Genomic DNA, 10,559 nt, shown 5'->3' on the forward strand with positions numbered 1-10,559 from the left:
ATTTTACATCCTTCTTTTTAATCTCTCGATTTTTCCTGTTGCAGACCATACAGGAGATGTTTGAGGTATTCTTCTGAATGATTTTACTACAAGTTTGTATCCCGGTCTTACTTCAAGGGCTGCGATTGCAGCTGATATTGCCAGGATTATTTCTTCATTTATCTGCTCTTTCATAAAATCCTCCCAACTTTATAAAGGAATATTTCCATGCTTTTTCGCAGGTCTGTTTTCTCTCTTGCTTGCAAGCATTTCAAGGGCACTTATAAGTCTTATCCTTGTTGTTGCAGGATCAATAACGTCGTCAACATAACCCCTTGAAGCTGCAACATACGGATTGGAGAATTTCTCACGATATTCTTCTATAAGTCTCTTTCTTGTTTCCATTGGGTCATCGGCAGCTGCTATATCCTTTTTGAAAATGATGTTTGCCGCACCTTCAGGGCCCATAACCGCAATTTCTGCTGATGGCCATGCGAATACCATATCTGCTCCAAGGTGCTTGCTGTTCATGGCAATATATGCACCGCCGTAAGCCTTTCTTACGATAACGTTGATTTTCGGCACAGTAGCTTCGGAGAAAGCATAGAGAAGCTTTGCACCGTGTCTTATTACTCCGCTGTGCTCCTGACCTACACCGGGCAGATATCCGGGTACGTCGGTAAAGGTAATAACCGGGATGTTGAATGCATCACAAAAACGAACAAACCTTGCCGCTTTGTCGGATGAGTTCACATCCAAAACCCCTGCGGAGAATTTCGGCTGGTTTGCAACTATACCAACGGTACCGCCGTTCATTCTGCCGAAACCTATAATAATGTTTTGGGCAAAATGCTTTTGAATTTCAAAGAAATCACCGTTGTCAACAACTGAAGTGATTATATCCATCATGTCATAAGGCTTGTTGGAGTCTCCAGGAATGATATCAGCCAAGTTGTCAGTGATTCTGTTCATATCATCTTGACTCGGAAGTACGGGAACATCTGAAAGATTGTTGTCAGGAAGATAGCTTATGAGCTTTCTGATTTGCTCTATGCACTCTTTTTCATTTGAGCTCCTAAAATGTGCAACACCGCTTATGGAGTTGTGAGTTTCAGCACCGCCCAGCTTTTCGAAGGTCACGTCCTCACCGGTTACGGACTTAATTACCTGGGGACCTGTTATAAACATCTGACTGGTTTTGTCAACCATGAATATAAAGTCGGTTATTGCGGGAGAATATACCGCTCCGCCGGCGCACGGCCCCATGATAACTGAAATCTGAGGTATTACACCGGAAGCTAAAGTGTTTCTGTAGAAAATGTCTCCGAATCCCTTAAGTGAGTCGATTCCTTCCTCAATTCTTGCACCGCCGGAGTCATTAATGCTTATAAACGGTGCTCCCATTTTCATGGCCATATCCATTACTTTTGTAATCTTGGCGGCATGCATTTCACCCAAAGAACCTCCGATTACGGTAAAGTCCTGGGATGAAACAAAGACCAGACGTCCGTCTATGGAACCATATCCGGTTACAACACCGTCTCCAGCGACCTTCTTTTTTTGCATATCAAAGTCAATACTTCTTGTTTCGACAAATGTGTCAATCTCAACAAAGCTGTTTTTGTCAAACAAGGCTTCGATTCTTTCCCTTGCTGTCATTTTACCGGCATCGTGTTGTTTTGCGATTTTTTCAGCTCCTCCACCCTGCTCTACCTGGGCTAGTTTTTCACGGAGAAGGCCTATTTTGTCTACTTTGTCCATCAATCTCCCACCTCTTGTCATTTATTATTAAATTTGTATCCAGTAGCTTCTAATTGTTGTCCTGATGCATTTTGTGCAATTTAATTATAGCTTTAAACCTAAATATTTGCTACTTCTTTTTTTTATTATATGATATTATTACCTGGTTATAATTATTATAAATTATATCCTACTTTATTTCATATTGCAATATTTTTCCCGAATGTTTATGATAGAAAAATAAAAAGGCTTAAATCCTTTAATATCTTTATAATAGTACCTTTATAATAATACCTTTATAGATTTTTTACAAAATCAACAAAATATATGTCGGTTTTATATCTAGAATTTTAATGTTTTTGACGATAAAATTTATGATATAAACAATTTAAATAATTGTAAAAGGCTGGGTGGTTAAATTGTCAAGCGATTTGCTTGTCCAGAGCGACTCTCCTATTTTCTGCAGAGTCTCAATAAATAATGATGAAAAGTGGGTCCACGGCATAATTACATATATTAATCTGGATAAAAATATTGCCGAGGTATTTCTTTCTGCGAAATATTTTAAAAGCTATTTCAATGAAGGAAGTAAAATCGTCATCAAATCCCTTGATGAAAACAGCGAAACACTGTTTACAGGAAGTGTTTCAAAAAAAGTAATCTCCATAAGAAAACAAGCCATTACAATACAGATAAACAAAGTTTTAAGCTACAGCAATCAAAGAAAACATGAGAGATTTCGTGTAAACTACCCATGCCGGATAAGGTACGAAGAAAACGTATCATATATTGCCTCTGTGTCGGATATAAGCCTTGGAGGAGGCTTGATATACTCCGACGATTTGTTTGAAGAAGGAAAGGAAGTTGGTATTGACGTATTTGTAACGTCAAAAATATCAATATCCTTTACCTGCAAGATTATTAGAAGGATTGCAAATAAAAACGGCGGTTACAACTATGGTGTGCAGCTTATCGATGTTGATAAGGAAAATCACAATCTTTTATTTGAGTTGATTGAATATCTTCAAACACAAAAAAAGCTTTTGGCCCGTGAGTGGAATATGTTCAACAGGCTTAAATATTCCGTATATGCAATATCCATACTGGGGATTTTTCTCTTGATTTTCATAGTTTTCGCATCAAAAGCAATCTAAGGGGCATAGAGCCCCTTAAAATATTTTAATTTAACATCTGCAATAAAATTAATTGCTTTTATACTATTTTTTCAATACACACCAGTATCGGCGGGCAGTTTGCCTGATTTATAAAATCGGTACACTGAACAATAAACTTCTTTTGGTCCACACCTTTTAAGAACTCAAGGACCTTTTCTTTTTCTTCAAAGCCGCTGTCTCCTCCGTAGTAAATGACAACAGTTATAATGCCTCCCGTTACAAGAAGGTCCATGGACTTTGACAGTGCCTCAATGGTTGTCTCGGGCCTGGTACCGATGCTGTGGTCCCCTGACGGAAGGTAGCCTAAATTAAACATCACTGCCTTTACAGGAGAATCAATATACTTGTCCATGTTTTGATGCCCGTCTTTTATAAGCGTAACTCTGTCAATAAGCTTTAAGTCCGTTAGTTTTTTTTGTGTATTGGATATTGCCCTATCCTGTATGTCAAAGCCGAAAACCCTGCCGTTTTCACCCACAAGACTTGCAAGGAAAACTGTATCGTTTCCGTTTCCGCAAGTTGCATCAACAACTGTGTCCCCTTCTTTGACAAACATTTTGATATAATCATGGGACTGTCCCAAAGAATTCTTAATAGTCTGCATAACTTGCCTCATCCAACCGTCATGATGATATCCCTGATAATTTTTGCTGCAAGGAGCGCCGTCCTGTCCGATTGGTCATAGTGGGGCGAAACCTCCACAATATCAAACCCGACAAGATTGGTTCCCTTAAACAGATGTATAGAGTCAAGAAGCTCCCTGGAGCTGATTCCGCCAGGCTCCGGTGTGCCTGTGCCATTGGCATAGGCAGGGTCTACCACGTCAATATCAAGGGTTATGTATATGGGTTTGTCCTTGATGGTATCCATGATACGGCTTAAAGGCTCAAAAACGTCAATGGTGTACATATTGGTGTGTTTTTTCGCATATTCAAACTCATCTTTGGTGCCGGACCTAATACCGAACTGGTAAATATTTTTACCCGGCATAAAGTCAACCAAGCGTCTTACAGCCGATGCATGAGAATTCGGACAGCCAAGGTATCCTTCCCTTAAATCTGCGTGGGCATCAAACTGAACTACTATCAAGTCGGACCCATACTTTTCATACACCTTTTTTATTACCGGAACGCTGATAAGATGCTCGCCTCCGATAAAAAGCGGAAATTTATTGTCATTGAGTATTTCCTCTGCCGCATTTCCAATAAGCTCTAAGCTTTTATCTACATTACCGAAGGGTATATCCAAGTCACCGGCATCAAAGAAAGAACACTCGGTCAATTCCCTGTCCATATATATGCTGTATTCTTCGATACCTATGGATACTTCCCTGATTTTCTGCGGTCCAAACCTTGTTCCCGGTCTGAAGCTGCAGGTAAAATCCATCGGAACACCCACCATAACTATAGATGAATCGTCATAACTGTCACAACTTGCCATAAATTTTGTCGACAATGTAGAATTTCCGTCTCTTAAACTCATGTTAATACCTCATCAAATCAAATTATAAATTATTTTACCAAATCTTTGGCAAACTTCGGAAGCATGAATGCTGCTTTGTGAATTTGCGGGCAGTAATACTTGGTGTCGATATCCGGTATGGAGTTTATGTCGGTTTCTAAAGGATCATATTTCTTTGAACCCATTGTAAAGCTCCAAAATCCTGTAGGATATGTTGGAACTGCACAGGTGTAAAGCCTTGTTATCGGGAACAATGACTTAACATCCTTAATTACTCTTTTTATAAGCTCTTTCTCAATGAAAGGCGATTCGGTCTGTGCAACAAATATACCGTCTTCTTTCAGGGCCTCATATACCGACCTGTAAAAATCAAGGGCAAACAAGCCTTCAGCAGGTCCTATAGGGTCTGTTGAATCAATCATTATAACATCAAATTCATTTTTGTGTTCTTTTACGTATTTAATACCGTCTCCTACCACTACCTCAACTTTTTCGTGTTCCAAAGCACAGCTAATCTCAGGAAGATACTGCTTTGACACCTCAATAACACGTCCGTCTATTTCGCATAAAACAGCTTTTTCAATGGAAGGATGCTTTATAATTTCTCTTATTGAGCCTCCATCCCCGCCACCGATAACCAGTGCTTTTTTCGGGTTTTTATGAGTAAACAGCGGAATATGGGTTATCATTTCATGATAGACAAATTCATCCTCAATTGTGGTCTGAACTATTCCGTCTAGAAGGAGCATTCTGCCAAACTGCTCGGTATCTATAACTGATAATTCCTGATACTCTGTTTTTTCAGTATGTAAAGTCTTTTTTGTCTTGCATGTAATTCCCAATGAAGCGGTCTGATACTCCGTAAACCAAAGTTCCATTTGATTCAACTCCTGTTCTATATATTTTTAAGTAACGACACCTTGCCGTTTATTTTTACAGCAATTAATATTTTAAATTGGAAATAGTGTTTTGTCAAAACATTATATCAAATATTGTAGAAAAAGTTATGCATTTTCGTTACCGTTCATCTAAAAAAGAATTTATCTCCCAATCCGTCAAGTTTCTCCACGAACCTTCCTTTAAATCCCCCAAGGATACGTTACCTATGGAGACTCTTATAAGCTTTATTACAGGACAGCCTATTTTATTGCACATTTTACGGACTTGACGGTTCTTTCCCTCGTGTATGGTTATTCTAACTTTGGATATTTTGCCGTCACTTTTCAAAATCTCAAGATTGGCCGGGCTTGTGAGGTAATCATCGATTTGTAAGCCTTTATTAAATTGCATTATGGCATCCTTTGAAGGAACACCCATCAATACGGCTTCATAAACCTTTTTTATCTCATGCTTTGGGTGGGTCAGCCTGTAGGAAAAATCACCGTCATTAGTAAGCAGTAAAAGACCTGAGGTATCATAGTCAAGCCTTCCTACAGGGAAAACTCTTTCCTTTACATCTTTGACCAGATCCAGCACCGTCTTTCTCCCAAACTGGTCCTTTACCGAGCTTATGTACCCCACCGGCTTGTTTAATGCTATGTAAACCTTTCTTTTTTCCATTTTGACCGGCTTTCCGTCAACCTCTACTATATCATTTAAAGAAACCTTTCTACCCATTTGGGTGACTGTTTCCCCATTAATACGGACTCTGCCCTGAAGAATCAGCTCTTCTGCCTTTCTTCTGGATGCAATGCCGCATTCCGCAATGTACTTTTGCAGTCTTATCTCTTTCATAAAGATAACTCAATCCTTCTTAAATCCTTTTTTCCCTTATTGCATTTAAAATATTATCATAAAATCATCCGTTTTTAAATTATTCAAATTAACATTCTTATAAAGAAAAAGTGGGCTTGTTCCCACTTATTCATCTTCGTCTTCTTTTGCGCATTTGGCGTTTACATCACTTGGCTTTATTTCTTTTTTTACTTTAAGGTTTTTCTTTACGGAATCCTTTGCTTTTTCAATAATCTCCGGAATCAAATCCAGAACCTTTTCCAAAGATGAATTGATATTTACAGGCAGGAGCTTTATCTGTCCCTGGCCTACCACCATAAATGCCACCGGGTTTATACTGACTCCGGCACCGCTACCTCCCGCAAAGGGAAACTTGCTTTCGGGCTTGTTGCTGTCATCATCGGAACTGTCTTCGTCTTTTTTCTCAATGGTGCAGCGCGAAGCAAACTCTCCTCCCCCTGCCGCGAAACCGAAGGTTACTTTTGAAATAGGTATAATCACCGTTCCATCCGGTGCTTGAACTGCGTCTCCCACTATGGTGTTTACATCAACCATTTCTTTAATGCTTTCCATTGCTGTTGCCATTAAACCTTGGATAGGATGTTCTGCCATTATTTATCACCACCTGGAATTTTATTTTTGCAAAAACTGTATCCTATTTATACACTGCAACATTTCTTTTTACATTGATAAAACCGATTTTTGATTTTATTAAGTGCTTGAGTATCATCAAACCTATAACAATAATATAAACAATTTTAACCTTAAATATACAAAATAGTTCAAGGCTAAACTTTTTTCCTGTGAAGTCCGGCCTTATTTCCACCCTTTTCTCTTTTACATCCGTGAAACTGTGAAGTATGGAGGCAAGGATTCCTGCCGCACTCCATGCAATTCCTGCGAGTATTGCGGTATAGGATGCATTGCCTGTTCCAATCACCGCCACAAGCTCCAATTTTTCGATAGGTATCCTGCATTTTATGTATCTTAATATTTTCCTTATTATTTCTTTATTTTTTTCATAATGGTTTTTGCTTTTTTCTATGTTTTGTATGATTTTTTTATAGTCTTCAAATATCCCATTCTTTTTATTTTTTTGCTTGGGTATTTTTAATTTAATCCTTTTTTTAAACACAAAAAAAGATATCTCAAAGCGGTTATTCTGTCCGCCTATTTTATATTCAACAACAATATTTATTTTTAAAAACAGTATCAATACAATTAGTATAATAACTATTAATGCAAAAATCATTCTATAAAACATTGCCGCACCTCATTTACTTATTTTTGCCTATAAAAACAAAAAATACACATGGTTTGTGTATTTTTATGCGGCAATTAAAATTTATAAAGTTTTTTATAAAAGCATTTAGAATCCTTGAGCTTCTATTGAATATAAAATACCGTTGGCAAAAGCCAGTGAAAAACAGACAACACTTAGAGCAATTATTGTCAAGACCACTGCAATTCGTCTGTTTTCGCTCATTTCTTCATACTGTACACTACACTCGCTGATTCTGTCCCAAGGGGTAATACCTCTTCTGGTTAATTCATAATACCCGAAAATATAGGATATACTTGTGAAAATCCCCAATCCCATACCCAGTATCCATACCAGGATACTTCTTTTTAGAGATTTATTAAAGTCAGGTATTTCGGAATCAACGGTTCTCACCTTTACTTTCAGCAACCATTTTCCGGGAGTAGTCCCCCAAGATGAAATCAATTTTGCTTCAGCAAGGGCCCAGATAAAATAAGTTCCCATACTAAGTAATATAGGTTCAAACATACTGCCCGAAAAGAAAAACAATTGAATTAGTCTTACAATAGTGTCAATAATAAATATATCAACCATTCTGGCCCAAAATCTCACCCACGGCTGAGCTCTAAACAAGCTATAAGGCTTTTGGGGTTCGGTTTTTCTATCGTATTCATTCATTTAAATCACCCTAGATCATCGCTATTTATTTCTATACTTTCTTGTTTCTCCAACTCTTTATTGTCTTTTTCCTGTTCGCTATTTTGATTAACTTCTACAGCTTCATGTATATCGCTCAGCTCAAATATGGGTAGATCCGAATCGGACTTAAAACCGAAGCTTCTGAAAAACTCGTCAGTAGTTTCATACAATACGGGTTTTCCCGGAGCCTCCAATCTTCCGGCTTCCTTGATCAGATTTTTTTCAAGGAGTTTTGAAACCGCACTGTCAGAGTTTACTCCCCTTATCTGCTCAATCCTTGCTTTAGTTATAGGTCTATTATAGGCAATAATTGCCAAGGTTTCAAGGGCTGCTTGAGACAAACCGCTCCTCTGCTTGGGCTCAAAAAGCTGTTTTACATAATCATAGTACTCAGGCTTTGAACAAAGCTGGTAACCGTTGTTTATTTCCCTTATGGTAATACCCCGGGAGGGGTTGTTGTTATAGTTCACTATCATATTGTTTAAAACAAGTTTGATTGTCTTTTTATCAATACCTATAATACTGCTAAGCTTTTCAACGGAAATTTTGTCTCCCGAAGCAAAAAGCATTCCTTCAAGTATTCCTTCGAGCTTTCTTAAATCCACTTATATCACTCCAACCCCTATGAGTTTTCTGCTGCAATATTTTCATCGTCTATATCCTCAAGATTGGTATTTTCACATTTGCAGACCGTAATATCGGCAAACTGTTTTGGCTGTATCAGTGTAATTTTTTTGAGCTTTGCCAGCTCTAATATAGCTAGAAAACCTGTAACAATTTCAAGTTTGGACCTGGTTTTGGGAGAAAAAAGCTCCGAAAACTTGAAAATCGGTTTTTTAAGAAGAGTCCTGATGATATCTTTGATTTTACTGCGCAAGGATACCTTTTCATGTTGCAGTATCTGGGTCATTTTTCCTATATTTTTATTCATTTTTCTTTCATTTCTTTCAATCAACTCAACATAGACCCTTTTAAGCTCATCATAAGAAAGCTCTAAAGGCTCGTCCTCGCGCTTGATATCAATATCCTCGGGACCTCTGTAAAAATACTTTTCGCACTCCTTCTCCCTTGTTTTCAGGATTTCGGTAAACCTCTTGTATTTCTTATACTCAATGAGTTTTAAAACCAGCTCTTCCCTTGGGTCCAGCTCCTCCTCTTCTTTTTCTTTCTTTGGACTCGGGAGTAAAAGCTTTGACTTTATGTGAAGAAGTGTTGCTGCCATTACCAGAAATTCACTGGCTATTTCCAAATCAAGCTCCTGCATTGCAAAAAGGTAGTCCATGTATTGATCAGTTATTTCGTGTATAGGTATATCATAGATATTTATCTGGTTTTTTTCTATTAGGTGATACAATAAATCAAACGGTCCTTCAAAGTTTTGTATTTTTATAGTACATGCTTTTGACAACACACTTTCCAAAAAAATTCACCACCCTTATAGGCCCATAGAAAAAAGGTTACATAAAATCTATCTTCATGGCTTTCCTTACTTCTTCAAGAGTTTCACCGGCAACCTTTCTTGCTTTTTCGTTTCCGTTTGCTAAAACCTCTTTTACGATACCCGGATTTTCAATTATCTTTTGTCTTCTTTCATATATAGGCTCAAGATGCTCCACCATCTTGTTTGCAAGGTTTTTCTTGCATTGTACGCATCCTATTTTACCGCCTCTGCACTGCTCCTCAATTTCAGAAACTTCATTTTCATTAAATACCTTGTGAAAGGAAAATACCGTGCACACCTCAGGGTGACCGGGGTCATCCTTCCTGATTCTTGCCGGATCCGTTATCATTGTGCTTACTTTCTTTCTTATTTCATCCGGACTGTCGGACAGGGCTATGGTATTGCCGTAGCTTTTGCTCATCTTTCTGCCGTCGGTACCGGGCAATACTTTTGCCTTTGTCAAAATTGCCTGAGGCTCGGGGAACACTTCACCAAACAAATAATTGAATCTCCTTGCAATCTCCCTGGTCAACTCAAGATGCGGAAGCTGGTCTTCTCCCACAGGGACAAATCCAGCCTTGTAGATTAATATATCGGCAGCCTGAAGACACGGATATCCCAAAAATCCGTAGGTGGTAATATTCTTATCCTTCAACTGATTCAGCTGGTCCTTGTATGTCGGGCAACGGAGCAGCCATGAAAGAGGTGTTGTCATGGAAAACAACAAATGCAGTTCTGCATGCTCTTTTATGCTTGACTGCAAAAATATTACGCATTTTTCAGGGTCGAGACCTGCACTTATCCAATCTATAACAAGGTCATTTATATTATTCTTAATTTGCGAGGTATCTTCATATCCTGTTGTAAGGGCATGCCAATCGGCAACAAAAAAATAACACTCGTAATCATCCTGAAGCTTTACCCAGTTTTCCAAAGCTCCGAAATAATTGCCCAGATGCAAAGCTCCTGTAGGCCTCATGCCGCTCAATATAGTACCTTTTTTCACTAAGACTTCACTCTCCCTAATATTTCTTCATTTTTCTCTCGTTTTCTCACTCAATCATAGAAT

Annotated in this window: 13 protein-coding genes; 1 reads left to right on the top strand and 12 read right to left on the bottom strand. The window is 38.3% G+C overall.

The window, feature by feature from the left end; all coding sequences use genetic code 11:
• Nucleotides 1-3: 3 nt before the first annotated feature.
• Together PLH43_RS02965 and PLH43_RS02970 are read right to left on the bottom strand one after the other, a co-directional pair.
• Nucleotides 4-174: a sodium pump decarboxylase subunit gamma gene (locus PLH43_RS02965; protein ID WP_324359931.1), complete on the bottom strand. Its 171-nt coding sequence runs from the start codon at nucleotides 172-174 to the stop codon at nucleotides 4-6.
• A 15-nt stretch (nucleotides 175-189) separates the two neighbouring features.
• The gene (locus PLH43_RS02970) at nucleotides 190-1,740 is read right to left on the bottom strand and encodes a carboxyl transferase domain-containing protein (protein WP_324359933.1); all 1,551 of its coding nucleotides are present in this window, start codon (nucleotides 1,738-1,740) and stop codon (nucleotides 190-192) included.
• A gap of 389 nt (nucleotides 1,741-2,129) precedes the next feature.
• Here PLH43_RS02970 and PLH43_RS02975 point away from each other — a divergent pair, with 389 nt between their 5' ends.
• Nucleotides 2,130-2,873: a PilZ domain-containing protein gene (locus PLH43_RS02975; RefSeq protein WP_324359935.1), complete on the top strand. Its 744-nt coding sequence runs from the start codon at nucleotides 2,130-2,132 to the stop codon at nucleotides 2,871-2,873.
• A 58-nt stretch (nucleotides 2,874-2,931) separates the two neighbouring features.
• On the opposite strand, the gene PLH43_RS02980 is transcribed toward PLH43_RS02975, so the two are convergent.
• From PLH43_RS02980 to trpS, 10 genes are all read right to left on the bottom strand, one after another.
• The gene (locus PLH43_RS02980; protein ID WP_324359937.1) at nucleotides 2,932-3,498 is read right to left on the bottom strand and encodes a class I SAM-dependent methyltransferase; all 567 of its coding nucleotides are present in this window, start codon (nucleotides 3,496-3,498) and stop codon (nucleotides 2,932-2,934) included.
• An 8-nt stretch (nucleotides 3,499-3,506) separates the two neighbouring features.
• Nucleotides 3,507-4,376 (bottom strand): agmatinase, encoded by an 870-nt coding sequence (gene speB / locus PLH43_RS02985; RefSeq protein ID WP_324359939.1) that lies wholly within the window; start codon nucleotides 4,374-4,376, stop codon nucleotides 3,507-3,509.
• Nucleotides 4,377-4,405: 29 nt separating this feature from the next.
• Entirely contained in the window at nucleotides 4,406-5,233 is an 828-nt protein-coding gene (gene speE / locus PLH43_RS02990) for a polyamine aminopropyltransferase (RefSeq protein ID WP_324359941.1), read from the bottom strand.
• Between the two features lie 139 nt (nucleotides 5,234-5,372).
• Entirely contained in the window at nucleotides 5,373-6,089 is a 717-nt protein-coding gene (locus PLH43_RS02995) for a pseudouridine synthase (protein ID WP_324359943.1), read from the bottom strand.
• A gap of 126 nt (nucleotides 6,090-6,215) precedes the next feature.
• A complete protein-coding gene (ytfJ, locus tag PLH43_RS03000; protein ID WP_324359945.1) occupies nucleotides 6,216-6,701 on the bottom strand; it encodes a GerW family sporulation protein in 486 nt (161 codons plus the stop codon).
• Nucleotides 6,702-6,744: 43 nt separating this feature from the next.
• Nucleotides 6,745-7,353, bottom strand: coding sequence for a DUF2953 domain-containing protein (locus PLH43_RS03005; RefSeq protein WP_324359947.1), 609 nt, complete (start codon nucleotides 7,351-7,353; stop codon nucleotides 6,745-6,747).
• A 105-nt stretch (nucleotides 7,354-7,458) separates the two neighbouring features.
• Nucleotides 7,459-8,028 carry an RDD family protein gene (locus PLH43_RS03010; protein WP_324359949.1) on the bottom strand — a complete coding sequence of 190 codons (570 nt, stop codon included), beginning with the start codon at nucleotides 8,026-8,028 and terminating at the stop codon, nucleotides 7,459-7,461.
• Between the two features lie 5 nt (nucleotides 8,029-8,033).
• Nucleotides 8,034-8,654 carry an SMC-Scp complex subunit ScpB gene (scpB, locus tag PLH43_RS03015; protein WP_324359951.1) on the bottom strand — a complete coding sequence of 207 codons (621 nt, stop codon included), beginning with the start codon at nucleotides 8,652-8,654 and terminating at the stop codon, nucleotides 8,034-8,036.
• Between the two features lie 17 nt (nucleotides 8,655-8,671).
• Nucleotides 8,672-9,469 carry a segregation/condensation protein A gene (locus tag PLH43_RS03020; RefSeq protein ID WP_324359953.1) on the bottom strand — a complete coding sequence of 266 codons (798 nt, stop codon included), beginning with the start codon at nucleotides 9,467-9,469 and terminating at the stop codon, nucleotides 8,672-8,674.
• 37 nt (nucleotides 9,470-9,506) lie between these two features.
• Nucleotides 9,507-10,496: a tryptophan--tRNA ligase gene (trpS, locus tag PLH43_RS03025; RefSeq protein WP_324359955.1), complete on the bottom strand. Its 990-nt coding sequence runs from the start codon at nucleotides 10,494-10,496 to the stop codon at nucleotides 9,507-9,509.
• Nucleotides 10,497-10,559 lie beyond the last annotated feature (63 nt).

It is taken from the genome of Acetivibrio sp. (assembly GCF_035371925.1).
Classification (GTDB): domain Bacteria; phylum Bacillota; class Clostridia; order Acetivibrionales; family Acetivibrionaceae; genus Hungateiclostridium.

What these genes read in the sequence shown, in the direction of transcription:
- PLH43_RS02970 (WP_324359933.1), bottom strand. Translation starts at nt 1,740, where the DNA reads ATGGACAAAGTAGACAAAATAGGCCTTCTCCGTGAAAAACTAGCCCAG.
- PLH43_RS02965 (WP_324359931.1), bottom strand. Translation starts at nt 174, where the DNA reads ATGAAAGAGCAGATAAATGAAGAAATAATCCTGGCAATATCAGCTGCA.
- PLH43_RS02995 (WP_324359943.1), bottom strand. Translation starts at nt 6,089, where the DNA reads ATGAAAGAGATAAGACTGCAAAAGTACATTGCGGAATGCGGCATTGCA.
- PLH43_RS03005 (WP_324359947.1), bottom strand. Translation starts at nt 7,353, where the DNA reads ATGTTTTATAGAATGATTTTTGCATTAATAGTTATTATACTAATTGTA.
- speE (WP_324359941.1), bottom strand. Translation starts at nt 5,233, where the DNA reads ATGGAACTTTGGTTTACGGAGTATCAGACCGCTTCATTGGGAATTACA.
- ytfJ (WP_324359945.1), bottom strand. Translation starts at nt 6,701, where the DNA reads ATGGCAGAACATCCTATCCAAGGTTTAATGGCAACAGCAATGGAAAGC.
- speB (WP_324359939.1), bottom strand. Translation starts at nt 4,376, where the DNA reads ATGAGTTTAAGAGACGGAAATTCTACATTGTCGACAAAATTTATGGCA.
- PLH43_RS03010 (WP_324359949.1), bottom strand. Translation starts at nt 8,028, where the DNA reads ATGAATGAATACGATAGAAAAACCGAACCCCAAAAGCCTTATAGCTTG.
- PLH43_RS02980 (WP_324359937.1), bottom strand. Translation starts at nt 3,498, where the DNA reads ATGCAGACTATTAAGAATTCTTTGGGACAGTCCCATGATTATATCAAA.